The sequence below is a fragment of the Falsibacillus pallidus genome (assembly GCF_050990905.1).
GTDB classification, from domain to species: Bacteria; Bacillota; Bacilli; order Bacillales; family DSM-25281; genus Falsibacillus; species Falsibacillus pallidus_A.
On the sequence record NZ_CP158866.1, the window covers coordinates 854,979 to 869,766 of the forward strand.

Consider the following 14,788-nt stretch of genomic DNA (forward strand, 5'->3'; position numbering starts at 1 on the left):
AAAACCTCCTATTCATTAATTGTTGTTAACTGCTAATGACAGTATACTGTTAATAACAGTTAAGTGTCAATAACAGTGTGTTGTGAAAATAATTGGAATTTTGTGTTAAAATTAAGATAAAAAGGGAGATGCACAGAATTGAATGAATACGGGGTTGGCCGAACAGTAAAAGTCATAGAGGATGATAATAGAAAAGAGCTGTTCACAGGAGAAAAAGAAAAGCGGACATTCCCACTGAGCATATTTTATCCGACTGGAGAGGGAACCAAGCAGCAAGAAAGGGATCTTACTTCGCTATTCTACCCAGCCATTGAGGAAGCCGTTCAATTCTTCGCCAATGCGGGCATTTCTGAAGAAAAGTTAAAGGAAATAAAAATCCCAGTCATCGAAAATGCAAAACCAATTAAGGGAATTTCTTTTCCAACAGTGCTCTTATCACCAGGGTTTGGAATTGACAGGGATCTGTACATGGAAACAATCACTGACTTAGTGCAAAAAGGAATTGTCGTTGTAACATTGAGCGTCCCCTACGACAGTTTATTCACAATCTATCCCGACAATAAAGTCATTCCTCAGGCTGATAGATTTCCAGATGACCGAATCCAGGTGAATACGAGAGTAGGAGATATGCGACTTGTATTAGATTACATGGAAAAGTGGAATCAAAAAGGAATTTTTGAAGGGATATTTGACCTCGACCAGATTGGGGTGATCGGGCATTCCCTAGGCGGGGCGGCTGCTTTTAATGCTGCTGCTATCGACAATAGAGTCAAGGGAGCCGTGCTGTTGGATGCCAGTCTGTATTTGATTGGAGACGCAACTCCTAATGTACCTGTCTTGAACCTTCGCCAGGAAGCAGCTTCCTATGAGGAATATTTAGCGGTAATCGGAGATAACCATGAAACAGCATGTTCCTACATAATGAATCAAGAGAAGATGTACCGCCTGTTGCCGTCTGAAAGCATATTTATGAAGGTTATTGGCGCCAATCATCTCACTTTTTCTACCTTGGGGAAATTAATTTTTGGAACCAATCGAGCGGTTTCAATTGCTATTCAGGAAGCTGTTTCAACATTTTTTGTTGGGCTTTTTAAATCGGAAATTAAAGTACCAAAAATAAAGAATCAAAATTTGATAGAAATCAATGGCAGCGGCCATCCGATGCATTATCAAGAGATTGATAGGAGATAACCAATGAATCCATTTTATGCTTATCACATTGTTACCAGGCAGAAGATGCATCTCGGTCAGGTCATTCACTTTGATGAAAATCAAAAAAATACTTTGTATCGCTTTTTCTTCGAGCGGGAGCAATTGAATACCAAAGGAGAAGACTTTTTCAAAATCATATACGGACAGTATTCAACAGAAGGACTATCGTTGAATAAAGAAGATGCCGATGTGGCAGTGAGGTATACGGACCAAACGATAAGAGCCATCAGGGAAACGATTGTGGAAATGGTCCGGCTGCAGGAGTTTCAGGAATATCCGTCCCGCCTGTCATGCTTATATGCATCAAAAACCTATGATGAAGCCTTGAAGTGGAAGGAAATATTTGATTCATACAACCGCAAAGTTTTGCAGATTGTGAAATTGAAAGTGGATGGAGCTTCCTTTGAAGGTGATGGCAGTCTGCTGCCGAAAGAAGATGGGGTTCCATTTGCACAGAAAATCGAACAGGCCAGGACCTATTGGAAAGGGAATGTCCAAAATGAGCTGCCGGAGCTGCTGATCAACGGGAACATTGAAGTGGTTGAGATAATAAAAGATTTTACTCAGTCATAATAGCTTTTATCAGATAAGAAAAGGGGAACTCACGTGGACAATAAGATAAGAAAATCACAAACAGATATTTCTATAACAGGCGTTTGTGGAGGCATAGCGGAATATTTCGGCATCCCTTCCTTGATCGTAAGGCTGATATTTATTTTCTTGCCTGCCAATATTCTTGTCTATATTATTCTTGCAAATACCATGCCGGATAGTCCCCGGGGATTATAATGTCTTGGGCATATGCAATCAGAAAGAATTCAAGCCACCATTGAACCCTTTTTCTCCTATATTCAAGCATCACTTGATACACATAATTACGCCAGCTTGCTAGAATGAAACCAAATAATAGAAATGAGGTTGGATGATGTTTGATATGAGAAAAGTGGGGAAGCAGATTGCCCGTCTAAGGAAAGAAATGAAAATGACCCAAATGGAGCTGGCAGAACAAATTGGCGTCAGTTTTCAAGCAGTCAGCAACTGGGAAAGAGGCGAGACGATGCCTGATATTTCGAAGCTTCCTGACCTGTCGCGTATTTTCCGGGTAGAGATCGATGAGATTCTTACTAATGGGAAAGGGACTCAGTTGGTAAAAGGGGTAATGGAAAACGCAGATGACACATTTATAGATGAATTGGAGAATCCTAAAGAGGAATTTATGAATGCTGCACCGGTCCTTAAAATGGAGCAGGCGGATTCAATCTTCAATCATTTGAAAGAGGAAATGACGATAAATGATTTGTCCATCCTTGCTCCGTTTATCAGCCAGGAATATATCGATGAGTGGGCAGTAAAAGAATATGAGATAAGCGGAATATCAACTCTTGGCGTAATTGCTCCTTTTTTAAGCCAGGACCAAATCGATGAATTTGCTGTAAAGGACACTGAACAAAAAGGCATAGAAGAGTTAAGCAGCATCGCACCCTTTGTCAGTCAAAGCATTTTAAATGAATGTGCAAGGAACAGCTTTGAGAAGGAAGGGATCTCTTCCATCGTGTCCATTTGTCCGTTTATCGAGGGAGAATTATTGAACGAGCTTGCCCGTGAAGCGATAGCAGCCAAAGGTATCCAAGAAATCGCACCAATCCTCCCTTTCTTAGATACCACTAATTTTCATGTGGTTACCAAATAGAGGTTTTTCCAAAAACACATTCAGTCGATGGATGTGTTTTTCATCATGAAAATTACCTTTCCAACTCTATGTATTCCCTTAAAAGTTTCCATTGATCTTCTTCTTTTTCCCATATGAACATACATTGAGCAGCAAAGGTTTCGCCGCTTATTAAACTTGTTTCCCTGCCTGTTACGATGATTTGCCCACCATTTTTCCGTTCGGTAATGGAATGAGCAGTGAAACTTTTTTTAGCATTTTTCACATGGTTTAACACACCATTAATGTCATAGTCATAAGTATAAAATTCAGGCTGATCGATGTTGGAATGCGCCCAATACCCGACAAATTTTTTTGACATAAAGCTCTTGATTCCATCTGCATTTTTGCTGATGAACCCATCGTTCCATGACTCGAAATAGGCATCTAACACTGCTTGTATAGATGTCATGTGTAACCTCCTTAATATTCACCCTTCAAAATTCACATAATTCCCTTTGCTATCGTCCTCATTTTCTTCCCGTTTTGATTTTAACGAAGCATAAACATAATCCGTTTTTCGTGATGACTTCGTAAGCTTTTTGTTGATTTCATTCAAAAGGAAGAGACCTCTAAACAAACATCCAGCCACTATTCCAAAGGCGATCAATCCGCCATAAACAGGACTGACTAAAAGTAAGATGCATCCTAAGATGGTTGAAAAAATAATGGATACAAGAAGGTTCAAATTGTCTACACCATCCTCCGTTAGTCATACATAATTTCCCATCAATCATATCACAGCTACAAATCATTTTCTGAAAATTCCTTATAATTTTTTCTATATTTTGATAAAATTAACAGTAAGGAACCAATTCAGTTTTCACAAATGAAAGGAAGTGCTGCAGATGATGTACGACAGCTTCCAGGCAATACTTTATAATTTATTGATTTGGTGGGTTATCTGTTTGGTTTTTCAGCGGGTGACCAACCGACATCCCAGTCCGAATTCATGGAAAAAAGATGTGCTGATTTCTTTAATATACAGTGTCGTCATATTAGTTATTTTTCCTATTTTCTGGAAAATGTTCAGGGGATGACAAACTATTCTTATGAATGGAGGAGAGGGGCATGGTGATGGAAATTCTGATCATCATTCAATTTATTATCATTCTTTATTTGGCATTTAAAATAAAGAAACTCGAGAAAATGAGCGAAGAGCAGCAATCGGAAACGAATGAAATGATGGTGCTGTTGAAAAGAATCAGTCAAGGAATGAAGAACGATGAATAGGCATGAACAGATAAATTTGAGAAACGATGTTGACCGGTATTTCTTAACACTTGCACTACAAGAAGCTGAAAAGGCATTATTGGAAAACACTTATCCGGTTGGGGCAGTAATTGTGGATGAAGACCAAAATATGATTTCAAAAGGACGCAATAGAGTGCACCCTCAGCAAGATCTAACAGCCCATGCTGAAATCGACGCCATTAGAAATGCAGGTCCGCTAATTTTAGAGGGAAAAGCGCAGAAGAAACATTTCACCATTTACACTTCACTGGAACCATGTCCCATGTGTACGGGCGGGCTCTTGTTTGCCAATATTAAAAGAGTAGTCTGGATCCACAATGATGATGAAGGTTTTGGCGGATATCGAAAAATAAGAGATGCCAGCCTCTTTAATCAGCGTTTTAATGAGGTAGAAGTGGTCGAAGAACCTTTTGAAGATTTAAAGGTAAAGCAAATGGAACTAATGAAACAATGGTCACTGAATCCTAATAATATCATGAATTTACGAAAATCCATCGACTCTGTTTAGGAGGTCTTCAATTGAGAAAACTCACACTATTGCTGCTCGCCGGATGCCTGCTCACGGGCTGCGGTCAAAAGGATTCCAAGGATGAGCGATTGAGCATAATGCAATCCGGTAGCCATGTGGCCATTGTTGAAGGAGAAGGGCTCCTTGCTCCGAGAGTCTGCATCCAAAATAATCAACAAGAAAAAAAGACACTGAAGCCTTTTTTAATCTCGTTTGATGTAAGTGACAAATTAAAGCCTTTCATCAAGGAAAACTACATGCAAACACTGGACAGCCGGAATATGGTCAATGAGAAGGATACAGACTTTTCAGAGGCGCCCCCGAAAGGAAAAACGTTTTGTACAGGAATCACAATGGAATTAAAAGATCTCAAATCAAAAGAAATGAAGAAGATGATTGAAAATGGTGCAATAAAAGCATCTATCACGGAATTGAATGGCGATGTGATCACATCCTATGCGCTGACGAGTCCAATCATCGTACATTAGCACATTCTATGACCCTGATGGGAATCCATTAGGAGTGTGCCAGTGAAAGGGGAACTGAAATGATATTCTCGTTGAAACTGATTTTGATGATACTTTGTGTAATTGGATTTATGATGATTATTAATCTGATTTTGCGTAAGATTTTCAAGGCTGGTAAGAGATCGATGTCTTCTGACTACTGTGTCAACGAAAGGCATAGAAGGATTAATAGGACGATTCAATTTTTTGGACTAGGAATTTTATTACTTCAATTCATCATAGTCGTAAAATATGACTATCTTTATGAGGCTTGGTATTCAAAACCGTATAATCTCTTTTTATTTTATCTAATTTTTTCTGAAGCAGTGAAGGCCATAATGGAAAAGCTGTATGCAGAAAATAAGAAAGAATACCTTGTGACTACGTTTCAATTATTGTTCACATGCACGACGATTGGTGTGCTGTACTCCACCGATTTCTTTGGGTGGTTTGGGTGAGGCTGTTCTTGTAAGGGAGGAACTAACATGAGTTTTGGATTAAAATTTATCTTGGTATTGCTAGGCATCGGTGTAGTAATGTTTAGTTTAAATTGGATTTTGCGGAAGATATTCAAAGTTGAACGGATGAAGTGGTTTTCCTACAACCATGTCAATGAACGTCATAAAAAAATTGACTGGACCATTCGTATCAGTGTCATTGTACTTCTCGTATTTCAGTTTGCTTTAAACGCAAAGAATGGGTTCATCAACACTCCATGGTATTTACAAACATATAATCTTCTGTTCATTTTCATCATTTTCACTGAAGCAGTGAGAGCATTTATGGAAAAAAAGTACGCTAAGAATAAAAAACAATATCTGGTGACTGCGTATCAATTATTGTTTATTTGCATCCTGTTGGGCACAATGGTTTCCACACGTTTCTTTGGTTGGTTTGGATAAAGTCTATCAACAATTGAAATTAAGTGAGAAGGGATTTTATTTCCCTCCTCATTTAATTAATTCTGTATAACCAAATCAGCCTCAACCAATGGATTTTCCGCCTCTATATAATAATCCTCGGCTTTCCAGTACCGATGCTGAAATTTTTCAATCTTTCCCTGAGTATCTTCACTTTCCCGGCTGAATCTCTTTTCTCTCGGACAATCCACAAAAATCACCACATCATAAAAATGCCTCCATTCTTTTCTCTGCAGAAAAACGCCTTCTATAATAATGACGCAAGTCTCAGGCAGTTGTGTTGCAACTAGCTTCTGAGCATCTGAAGCATCAACATACATAAGCAGCTGGAGTTCATCCGCATTTTTTAATTTGGCGAAAAAATGATCAGAAAGCCACTTCACATCCCATTGCAAATGATAATACTCATGCCACTCATCAAATCTGGTGTCGTAGCGCTTTTTTCTTTCCACAATGTAGTCATCAATGTGAAAAAGAAAGACAACTACATTCCTCTCTCTAAGCTGCTGCACTACTTTATTGGTCAAAGTTGTTTTCCCTGAACGGCTCAAGCCGTCAATTCCAAGAACGAACCTTTGGCCATGTTCAAGAGAGGGGATAGTGCTCATAATTTTGCTTAAATTATCTACCATACGACTAGTCATTAATAACCACCATATTCGATTCATTCCCCTTTATATTTGTCATACCCCTACATTCTCTATTTTCAGGAAAGTATCCTGCTGGGCATCATTCTCATTTTCTATAAAAAAAGTTAATTGACCTATTACCCTGCCTGTCCCAATCGAATATAGTAATAGCAAGCCAGACCGATTTGGCTTAAGTTCTATCTTCTCCTTTTATCTTAAAATCCTGGCCGCGAGGAGTTAAGTCAAAAGGAGAAGAGTTTTACTGGCAATCGAACAAGAGTAGGCATATGCTCGACCACCACCTTAAAAGTATCGTACGTTTGGATTCGATTTTTTAGATTATCGATAAAGCAGCCTGGAAGAAGGAGAACTTCTGGGCTGCTTTTTACGTAAAATATTCTTTAGAGAGAAGGGATTGGAAATATTAATAGGGAAGTTATTCTTATAACTTAATGAGGAGTTGAATCGTAATGGCCAAAATTACGCCATTTTTGATGTTTCAAGGAAATGCAGAAGAAGCGCTCACATTTTATATGAATGTAATTTCAGACTCAGAGATACTACATATGGAACGTTATGGTCCGGATGAAATGGGCAAGGAGGAAGGAACGTTGAAGAGTGCCACCGTCTCATTTAAGGGGCAGGAATTCATGTTTTTCGAAAGTCCCACCAAGCACGAGTTTGACTTCACCCCGTCGTTCTCCATTTTTATCACGTGCGATACAGAAGAGGAAATCGACGCGTACTATCAAGCGCTCAGCCAAGATGGACAAGCATTGATGCCCCTTGGCGACTATGGATTCAGCAAAAAATTCGGCTGGGTCAACGATCGATTTGGAGTCTCCTGGCAGATGGATTGGAAGTAAGCGGGAGATCTTCAGAATGAATAGAAAAAGAAGCGCGGCATCGAGTGAAATGTACTTGCAAATATAATCGAAGGACAAAATGGGCATGAAAATTTGAAGAAATGACCTTTTGCGGAGAGCTTAGGGGCAAAATGCAGGTTAATAATGAAGGATTTGTCTTTTTGAAGGGGCATAGGGAGTAAAATAGCAAGAAAATCGGAGTAGATTCCACCTATTGATAGGCTTTATGCGCGAAAAACCTATTCTTATGCGCGAATTTTCATAGTCTATGCGCGAGAATTCGCCCGCTATGCGCGAATTTACGATCCCTATGAACCAAAAGGACCATCCTATGCGCTAGTGCCCAATTCGACATCCTAATAAACATATTCCATCGACTAACCTCGACGTTATCCGACAAAAACCGGGGCGTGACAGGCACCTTTGAAACAGCACCTTTGAAACAACAAATAAAAAAAGACCATACCTGGTCTTTTTTTATCCCTAATCCCTAATCCAGCCGCCCTTCCACCAGTTCCCGCTCGAGCCTTGCGATCTTCGCCTGAATCCTTTTAAGGTTTTCTTGCGTGTCCCGGATCTGCTGCTGAACGGCTGCTTCATGCTGCTTCATCATCTCAATCCGCACTGGGGTGTTCCCATCTTCGCTCATGGACCAATCAACAAACTGCTTGATTTCTTTGATCGGCATGCCTGTGTCTTTCAGGCAAATGATGAGTTCCAAAAAACGAAGAGTATCTTCATCAAATACCCGATCGCCTTTTTCTGTCCGTTTTAGAAAAGGGAGGAGTCCCTGGTTGTCATAGTAGCGGAGCTGGGAGATCGACAAATCCTTCATTTTTGCCACTTGTCCGATGGTATAGTTCATCTTATTTTCCTTTCGGCATTACCAAGGAATGATGCCATTTTTATTTAAGATTTTACCATGATAATTGGTTTCGCTTAAAGCGTAGTCAACAATGATTTCGGCACCTTCTGCAGGCGTTTTGCCGCCAGGGGCATTTCCGTTCAAGTCGGTTGTTGTGAATCCAGGCGTCACACTGAATATTTCTGGACCATTTTCCCCGAATTCCTTGCCAAAAGCCAATGTCAATGAGTTAACAGCAGTCTTTGAGGAATTGTATCCCAAAAGGTTTAAAGGACCAGCCTCGCCGTTTGCAAACATTGTCTGGGACGCCATATCTGTAGTCAGATTCACAATTTTTCCGCGAGCTGCTTTTCGAACGAGCGGCAAGAAAGTTTGAATCATTTGGAAAGTGCCAAAGAAATTGACATCAAACCCCTGGCGCAGTGCTTCCACTTTCAATTCGCTCGGCTTGATGTTGAAGTCGACGGCAATACCGGCATTGTTGACAAGCAGATCCAAGTGGTCCGTCACTTCTTGAATTTGTTTAACTGCCCCCTGGATGGATTCCGTTTTCGAAATATCTACAATTACCAGTGAAACATTTGGAAGTCCTAAAGACTCGACGGCTTTCTCACCGAGTTCAGGATTGCGCGCTCCCAAGAAAACGTGGTATTCCTTTTCCGCCAGCTGGCGAACGACTTCATAGCCAATCCCTTTATTGGCACCTGTTACAAACGCATATTTTGTCATCATTATTTCCTCCATTGGATTCGGATTTTTGTTTATAGTTTAAAGATACAACCTAAACCTAAGTTGAGGTCAAGGGGTAGGAGTGAAAATAATTTGACCAAATAAAAAAAGACGTGGAATCCACGTCTTTTCCAGCTTGCTTATCTACCGAATGCGTCTTTTACTTTGCCTACATGTTCTTGCGCTTTTCCTTTGTCTTTATCATGCTGCCCTTCAGCAATTTTTTCAGGGTCGTTTGTCATTTTGCCCCATTCTTTTTTCAGTTCGCCTTTTGCTTGGTTTCCTTTGCCTTTTAACTGATCTTCTTTACCATTGCCATTCATTTAAAATCCCTCATTTCGTTGTATTTTTTGCTTAGGTATTAAATAGCCGCTGAGAACGGCCGCTAAACACATTAGCGAAGGGTAACATTTACCAAAAGAAAAGGAAGTTAGAGAATTGTAAAATATGGGTATACTAATTTGATGCATATTAAGTAAAATAGAGAAAAGGTTGTTTATATAGGGAGTTGTGGATATTGGAGTTTCAGAACAAAGATCCAAAGAAAACGGTATTTAAAGAGAAAGTCTTAAATAGTAGATTTGTTGTCTACACCATCATTGTCTTCATACTAAGTATGACAATCCTGGCATTGTCAAAAATCGGATTCGTGCTCGTACCGTTCATCATATTTGTCCGGACGATCTTCCTTCCGATGATTCTCGCAGGGGTCTGCTTCTATCTGTTCAATCCGATCATTGATTTCCTTGAAAGGAAGGGCTGCAAACGGGTGCTGGCCATTGTGCTTTTATATGTTGTCATCATCGGCGCCATTACCGTCATCGTCTCTTCAGTCATTCCTCCTTTGAAAAATCAGATTCAAAGCGTTGTCGACAACGTACCGGATATCCGGAAGGAGTTCAAGGATTCAATTCAGACGCTCTCACATAATCCTTATGTTCAGAAGGGGCTTGAATCTGCCAATACGAATATCGATAAAATGACCAAAGACGTAACAGGGTATATCCAAAAATATGCCTCAGGCTTTTCACACGGACTGATCACATTTGTCGGAACAGTGACTGAAATTGTCCTTTCCGTTGCTGTCTTGCCGTTCCTGCTGTTCTATCTATTGAAGGACGGAAGGAATGTCCCTAATTACATCACGAAGTTTCTTCCAAATAGAACCCGCGGGGAAGCCAAGTTGATTTTGAAGGACATGAACCATGCACTGAGTTCCTATATCCGGGGGCAGATATTTGTCTCATTATGTATCGGAGTGCTGCTATTCATCGGCTATCTGGTCATTGGACTCGATTACGCCTTGCTGCTCGCAGTCATTGCCATGGTGACCAACGTGGTTCCGTATCTCGGGCCGTTCATCGCCATCTCGCCGGCATTTGTCATTGCTGTCATCGACTCTCCATTCATGCTGCTGAAGCTGGCAATCGTTTGGGTCATCGTACAGCTCTTGGAAGGAAAACTGATTTCGCCGCAGATTATGGGACGAAGCTTGGAGATCCATCCGATCACCGTCATTTTCGTCATCTTGACAGCAGGCAACCTGTTCGGAATCGTCGGAATCATCCTTGCCGTTCCGGGATACGCTGTCTTGAAAGTAATCGTCACACATCTCTACCAATTCATCAGACTGAATTCCAAACTCTATTCAGACCGTAAAATCGAGCTGGAAGACCCGGTAGAATAAAAAAATGCCTGCCCTTGATTAAAAGGGACAGGCATTTCTTTATGAGCCCAGCTTCCATTTCTTTTTAAAGCCCACCAATACAACTCCGCAAAGGATTCCGACACAAGTAAGCATTGTAATATTAGATGAAATGATTCCATAAACAACTCCGATAAGCATAAGAGTTAATAAAAATAGTGCCAGCTTTTTTGACATCACGCATTCCTCCTGTAAAGTTACTGATTGATTGATATACGTAAAAGAAAGGAAAAAGTTTCATTTTTCATGGGAATTCATTACAGATGTTGCCCTAGTATATTCTTTTGAGCTATGATAGTATGAATTGTTACTAGAGATAGGGTGGATGATAAAATGATTAAAATTGATATACCAAAAGTAGATGTTTCCATTACGGAAAGACAGCAAAATCCAGCGGACAATGAACCTGTCATCAAGTCAGTGCAAGGGTTCATCGACCTTCATAAAATTCCGAGGGACAAAGGCGGCATCATCTTGTTTTATAATATCAACGACGAGCTCTTGTTTGTCGGAAAAGCAAGAAAGCTAAGACAGCGTGTTGTTAAACATTTGGAAGACAACGTCTCCCCATTGAAAAAATACCGCGATGAAGTTTACCGCATTGACGTCATGATCGTCGACGAAGCGATGGACCGCGAAATCTACGAAACGTACATCATCAATGAACTAAAAGCAAAATACAATATCGACAAAGTATTTTACAAATAAGAAGAGAAAAATCGAGTATGCATGAGCATGCTCGATTTTTTTGTTGTGGAGGTAAATTTCGGCATAAAATGATGAATTTTGGTTCTGGTAATGAAAAAAATGAGCCAAGATCGGTATTTGTTGATAAAAATGGCATTGAATCAAGGCTGAATTTTTCAATCCACATGTTTTATGCGCCAAAATTGGTTGTCTATGAACGACATTGCAAGCTCTATGCGCGAAAAAAGAATCCTATGCGCCGCTCCAGCCCGGCTATGCGCTAAACTCCCCTGCTTATGCGCCACCGGCAAATTCACCACAATGATTCGACAAAAACCGGGGCGTGACAGTCACCTGTAGTTTCATTCTATGTAATGAGGATTGAATTGATGGAATATTTTTGAAATAATGAGAAACAGGAGGCGATTGGATTGAAAAAAGGATTATCGTATTTAATTCCACTTTTTGTTACAACGCTGGTGCTTTTTTATTTGGTGGCAGGTTGGTTATCAACTGATCATCCAGCAATCGTGTTCTTTCTCGCAATGATGTGCGCGGATAAAATCGTTGAAAAAAATGGATGGCTGATTGAATTTTATGAAGAAGGATTCTCAAAGAACCCTTTGGATGGCCAGGAAAAAGATCAATGAGTTGCATGGTGGTTCAATATCACTCCATCGGACCAATAATCCTTAAGCATTTTCCAGTATAGGCGTCCAACTGGACCATCGGCGTCATCGGGTTTTTGCCCTTCAGCCCTAATGTTATGTACATCTCCCTTTGATGAGTCAGGCGATTGAATAGCCCATCTTTAGGTTGTATAGAAACTTGTATGGTCTGCAAGTCTTCGATTTTCGCATCTACAGGCTCAACGGCTAATTCCGCAGGTGGGTGACTGACGCAAGAAATCGCTTTTTCTAGACTTTCTTTCGATGTAAGGACGGGTTTTTGATATTCATAGGCAAATAAAATAATGAGTATGACTAAAAATGCTTTTATAAATTTTTTCATATAAGTTCTCCCATGCATTTATTCTTTCGGTACCGATTGATTCTGCTTATTCTGATGATAGATTTTCTTCAGAGTAATATTGATATTATTCAGTGCAATAAGAATTAAGCCAAGCATTGCAAATGTAACGATTTCACCTGTGAAAAAAGAAACAATCCCCAAAATGATGAAATAGAGGCTGTACCACCAGCTGCTCATACTTACAACTCCTTTATTTATAGGGTACTTATATACTTTTACAATAAACAGGAAAATACCTTTATTATTTTGAATTTAAGGGACGAAATGTCTAACTTAACAAATGTTTTAGGAAAGAAGAGGTAGGACGGATGAATGAACAAAGCTCTACCAATAAAAAAGCATGGGAGTACCGTGCTTACGAATTTTGGATCAAAAGAGACGGAACTCCGCAAGAAAAAGCTAAGGAAATAGTAGAAAATCCTTTGGTCAGCTTAAAAAAACACCAACAGTTTTTCCACATGATTGAGGGGATGAAGATTGCGAATATATGTGGATCGAATGGCAGAAAAGCTGTTCCCTTGTCATTATTAGGAGCTTATGTAACCGTTTTTGATATTTCTGAGGAGAATAAAAGATATGCTTTAGAGCTGGCACAATTTGCAGATACAAACATTGAGTATGTAATAGGGGATATTTATGATATTGACCTAGACAGATATTCAAATCATTTTGATATTCTCTATTTAGAAGGTGGTGTGCTTCATTATTTTAATGACATAGAAAGGTTAATGAACATTCTTTTCTCTATTCTGAAAAGGGGTGGAAGAATGATTTTAAGTGATTTTCACCCTCTGAAAAGATGCATGGGCAGGGATAATACAATCATTCATGGATATTTCAATAAGGAGCTTCATAATGGTGACTTAGCTTATAAATCATTTTTTGATGCTGCAGAACATGATTCTTTTCCTAAGGTGTCCCTACGGTTTTATACATTAGGAGAAATCATCAACTCAGTTATTTCAGCTGGTCTTACTTTAAAACAATTCGAAGAGCATCAGGGATGGAACGGTGAAAATATCCCATGGGAATTCACTATATTAGCAGTGAAATAGGCTAGTGTTTTTGAATGGGAGGTGAATGGTATTGGAACAAATTTTAGTAATATCTTATTGTATGTTTCCAACACTTGTTCAGCACAATAATTAAACTTTAATAGTTTGATATATAAGGAGTACAAAAATGAAAAAATTTTATGTTGCATCAAGTCTTCAAAACATTGAGCAAGTAAGGTCCATTAGTGAGCAATTAAAAAATAAGGGGTATGTCCAAACATATGATTGGACAGATAATAGCCGAGCATCAACAATTGAGGAATTAAGAGATATAGGAGAAAAAGAGAGAATTGCAGTAAAGGATGCAGATTTTTTAATCGTACTCCTGCCGGCAGGCAAAGGAAGTCATATTGAATTAGGGATTGCATTGGGTCAAGGAAAACCGATCTTTATCCATTCACCTGATGATAAAATAATGAACTTTGAAACAACAAGTACTTTTTACCATGTGTCTGGAGTTGAAATCGTGATTGGAAATACTGACACGTTATTCGAAAAGTTGGAGAAAAAAATACATATATAAATACCTATAATGACGTGAATAACTTAAAGGAAAGGAGGAAAAACATGCTCGAAAGAAAATTTGCAAACCGTCCAGGGTGGCAGAGAATCTTAGAAAGAAAGTATTCACAAGCCTATTTGGATACAAATGAATTTCAGGGCTACATCACTCTATTGAATACAATTAAAGTAAGTGAACCACTATCCAAGAAGTATGGTGATCAGGATATCCGTATTGTGGATGACGGCTACATGTGGCTGCAGCAATTTCCATTGGGAAAAAATCATTCCGTCACAACCATGTTTGATGCAAATGGAGAAATCGTTCAATGGTATATCGATATTTGCACCGAAAATTCAATAGAAAATGGTATCCCTTATTTTGATGATTTATTTTTGGATATTGTCCTGCTCCCTTCAGGTGAATTAATAGAGAAAGATGCGGATGAACTTGAAGATGCACATAAAAGAGGGATAATTGATAAATCACTTTACGACTTGGCTTGGGAAGAACAAAAAAGGATTAAAACACAAATTACTAGCGAAAATTTTTCTTTGATCCGATTAGCTCCTCCACATAAAGAAATATTGCTAGATATATTGATTTAACC

25 protein-coding genes are annotated in these 14,788 nt (G+C 39.3%); 16 read left to right on the forward strand and 9 right to left on the reverse strand.

Features of this window, described 5'->3' with window-relative positions:
• The first annotated feature begins 138 nt into the window (after nt 1–138).
• The 4 genes from ABTV07_RS04515 to ABTV07_RS04530 all read left to right on the forward strand — a co-directional run bounded on the left by ABTV07_RS04515 (nt 139) and on the right by ABTV07_RS04530 (nt 2,902).
• Nucleotides 139–1,191: an alpha/beta hydrolase family protein gene (locus ABTV07_RS04515; RefSeq protein ID WP_433748041.1), complete on the forward strand. Its 1,053-nt coding sequence runs from the start codon at nt 139–141 to the stop codon at nt 1,189–1,191.
• Between the two features lie 3 nt (nt 1,192–1,194).
• On the forward strand, nt 1,195–1,785 hold the full coding sequence (locus tag ABTV07_RS04520; protein WP_433748044.1) for a DUF2441 domain-containing protein: 591 nt from the start codon (nt 1,195–1,197) through the stop codon (nt 1,783–1,785).
• Between the two features lie 33 nt (nt 1,786–1,818).
• Nucleotides 1,819–2,001, forward strand: a complete 183-nt coding sequence (locus tag ABTV07_RS04525) for a PspC domain-containing protein (RefSeq protein ID WP_433748047.1) — start codon at nt 1,819–1,821, stop codon at nt 1,999–2,001.
• A 136-nt stretch (nt 2,002–2,137) separates the two neighbouring features.
• The gene (locus tag ABTV07_RS04530) at nt 2,138–2,902 is read left to right on the forward strand and encodes a helix-turn-helix domain-containing protein (RefSeq protein WP_433748049.1); all 765 of its coding nucleotides are present in this window, start codon (nt 2,138–2,140) and stop codon (nt 2,900–2,902) included.
• A 52-nt stretch (nt 2,903–2,954) separates the two neighbouring features.
• Here ABTV07_RS04530 and ABTV07_RS04535 read toward each other — a convergent pair whose 3' ends face one another.
• Nucleotides 2,955–3,332, reverse strand: coding sequence for a nuclear transport factor 2 family protein (locus ABTV07_RS04535; RefSeq protein ID WP_433748051.1), 378 nt, complete (start codon nt 3,330–3,332; stop codon nt 2,955–2,957).
• 18 nt (nt 3,333–3,350) lie between these two features.
• Nucleotides 3,351–3,608, reverse strand: a complete 258-nt coding sequence (locus ABTV07_RS04540; RefSeq protein WP_433748054.1) for a hypothetical protein — start codon at nt 3,606–3,608, stop codon at nt 3,351–3,353.
• 383 nt (nt 3,609–3,991) lie between these two features.
• Here ABTV07_RS04540 and ABTV07_RS04545 point away from each other — a divergent pair, with 383 nt between their 5' ends.
• The 5 genes from ABTV07_RS04545 to ABTV07_RS04565 are packed head-to-tail and all read left to right on the forward strand — an operon-like array spanning nt 3,992 to nt 6,090.
• Nucleotides 3,992–4,153, forward strand: a complete 162-nt coding sequence (locus ABTV07_RS04545; RefSeq protein WP_433748056.1) for a hypothetical protein — start codon at nt 3,992–3,994, stop codon at nt 4,151–4,153.
• Nucleotides 4,146–4,682 carry a nucleoside deaminase gene (locus tag ABTV07_RS04550; protein ID WP_433748059.1) on the forward strand — a complete coding sequence of 179 codons (537 nt, stop codon included), beginning with the start codon at nt 4,146–4,148 and terminating at the stop codon, nt 4,680–4,682. Before ABTV07_RS04545 ends, ABTV07_RS04550 begins: the two co-directional genes overlap by 8 nt.
• Before the next feature lie 11 nt (nt 4,683–4,693).
• Nucleotides 4,694–5,170, forward strand: a complete 477-nt coding sequence (locus ABTV07_RS04555) for a hypothetical protein (RefSeq protein ID WP_433748061.1) — start codon at nt 4,694–4,696, stop codon at nt 5,168–5,170.
• A 59-nt stretch (nt 5,171–5,229) separates the two neighbouring features.
• A complete protein-coding gene (locus ABTV07_RS04560; RefSeq protein ID WP_433748063.1) occupies nt 5,230–5,646 on the forward strand; it encodes a DUF4181 domain-containing protein in 417 nt (138 codons plus the stop codon).
• Between the two features lie 27 nt (nt 5,647–5,673).
• Complete coding sequence (locus tag ABTV07_RS04565; RefSeq protein WP_433748066.1) at nt 5,674–6,090, forward strand: DUF4181 domain-containing protein; 417 nt, start codon at nt 5,674–5,676, stop codon at nt 6,088–6,090.
• Between the two features lie 56 nt (nt 6,091–6,146).
• Here ABTV07_RS04565 and ABTV07_RS04570 read toward each other — a convergent pair whose 3' ends face one another.
• Nucleotides 6,147–6,740, reverse strand: coding sequence for a kinase (locus ABTV07_RS04570; protein ID WP_433751096.1), 594 nt, complete (start codon nt 6,738–6,740; stop codon nt 6,147–6,149).
• A 467-nt stretch (nt 6,741–7,207) separates the two neighbouring features.
• Here ABTV07_RS04570 and ABTV07_RS04575 point away from each other — a divergent pair, with 467 nt between their 5' ends.
• Entirely contained in the window at nt 7,208–7,603 is a 396-nt protein-coding gene (locus ABTV07_RS04575; RefSeq protein ID WP_433748068.1) for a VOC family protein, read from the forward strand.
• 490 nt (nt 7,604–8,093) lie between these two features.
• Here the strand turns inward: ABTV07_RS04575 and ABTV07_RS04580 are convergent, their stop codons facing one another.
• From ABTV07_RS04580 to ABTV07_RS04590, 3 genes are all read right to left on the reverse strand, one after another.
• Complete coding sequence (locus ABTV07_RS04580) at nt 8,094–8,468, reverse strand: MerR family transcriptional regulator (protein ID WP_433748070.1); 375 nt, start codon at nt 8,466–8,468, stop codon at nt 8,094–8,096.
• Between the two features lie 18 nt (nt 8,469–8,486).
• On the reverse strand, nt 8,487–9,197 hold the full coding sequence (locus tag ABTV07_RS04585) for an SDR family NAD(P)-dependent oxidoreductase (protein ID WP_433751099.1): 711 nt from the start codon (nt 9,195–9,197) through the stop codon (nt 8,487–8,489).
• 140 nt (nt 9,198–9,337) lie between these two features.
• Nucleotides 9,338–9,520 carry a CsbD family protein gene (locus tag ABTV07_RS04590; RefSeq protein WP_433748072.1) on the reverse strand — a complete coding sequence of 61 codons (183 nt, stop codon included), beginning with the start codon at nt 9,518–9,520 and terminating at the stop codon, nt 9,338–9,340.
• Between the two features lie 194 nt (nt 9,521–9,714).
• Here ABTV07_RS04590 and ABTV07_RS04595 point away from each other — a divergent pair, with 194 nt between their 5' ends.
• Nucleotides 9,715–10,884, forward strand: a complete 1,170-nt coding sequence (locus ABTV07_RS04595) for an AI-2E family transporter (protein ID WP_433748074.1) — start codon at nt 9,715–9,717, stop codon at nt 10,882–10,884.
• A gap of 39 nt (nt 10,885–10,923) precedes the next feature.
• On the opposite strand, the gene ABTV07_RS04600 is transcribed toward ABTV07_RS04595, so the two are convergent.
• A complete protein-coding gene (locus tag ABTV07_RS04600) occupies nt 10,924–11,079 on the reverse strand; it encodes a hypothetical protein (RefSeq protein WP_433748076.1) in 156 nt (51 codons plus the stop codon).
• Between the two features lie 156 nt (nt 11,080–11,235).
• Here ABTV07_RS04600 and ABTV07_RS04605 point away from each other — a divergent pair, with 156 nt between their 5' ends.
• Both ABTV07_RS04605 and ABTV07_RS04610 read left to right on the forward strand, forming a co-directional pair.
• Nucleotides 11,236–11,610 (forward strand): nucleotide excision repair endonuclease, encoded by a 375-nt coding sequence (locus ABTV07_RS04605; RefSeq protein WP_433748079.1) that lies wholly within the window; start codon nt 11,236–11,238, stop codon nt 11,608–11,610.
• A 410-nt stretch (nt 11,611–12,020) separates the two neighbouring features.
• Entirely contained in the window at nt 12,021–12,239 is a 219-nt protein-coding gene (locus ABTV07_RS04610) for a short-chain dehydrogenase (protein WP_433748081.1), read from the forward strand.
• 19 nt (nt 12,240–12,258) lie between these two features.
• Here the strand turns inward: ABTV07_RS04610 and ABTV07_RS04615 are convergent, their stop codons facing one another.
• Together ABTV07_RS04615 and ABTV07_RS04620 are read right to left on the reverse strand one after the other, a co-directional pair.
• Nucleotides 12,259–12,600 (reverse strand): hypothetical protein, encoded by a 342-nt coding sequence (locus tag ABTV07_RS04615; protein WP_433748084.1) that lies wholly within the window; start codon nt 12,598–12,600, stop codon nt 12,259–12,261.
• A gap of 18 nt (nt 12,601–12,618) precedes the next feature.
• Complete coding sequence (locus ABTV07_RS04620; RefSeq protein ID WP_114746738.1) at nt 12,619–12,798, reverse strand: hypothetical protein; 180 nt, start codon at nt 12,796–12,798, stop codon at nt 12,619–12,621.
• 131 nt (nt 12,799–12,929) lie between these two features.
• Between ABTV07_RS04620 and ABTV07_RS04625 the strand changes: the two genes are divergently transcribed.
• The 3 genes from ABTV07_RS04625 (at nt 12,930) to ABTV07_RS04635 (ending at nt 14,786) form a co-directional block, all read left to right on the forward strand.
• Nucleotides 12,930–13,676: a class I SAM-dependent methyltransferase gene (locus ABTV07_RS04625; RefSeq protein WP_433748086.1), complete on the forward strand. Its 747-nt coding sequence runs from the start codon at nt 12,930–12,932 to the stop codon at nt 13,674–13,676.
• Nucleotides 13,677–13,803: 127 nt separating this feature from the next.
• Nucleotides 13,804–14,199 carry a nucleoside 2-deoxyribosyltransferase gene (locus ABTV07_RS04630; RefSeq protein WP_433748089.1) on the forward strand — a complete coding sequence of 132 codons (396 nt, stop codon included), beginning with the start codon at nt 13,804–13,806 and terminating at the stop codon, nt 14,197–14,199.
• 44 nt (nt 14,200–14,243) lie between these two features.
• On the forward strand, nt 14,244–14,786 hold the full coding sequence (locus ABTV07_RS04635) for a DUF402 domain-containing protein (protein ID WP_433748091.1): 543 nt from the start codon (nt 14,244–14,246) through the stop codon (nt 14,784–14,786).
• Nucleotides 14,787–14,788: the final 2 nt, after the last annotated feature.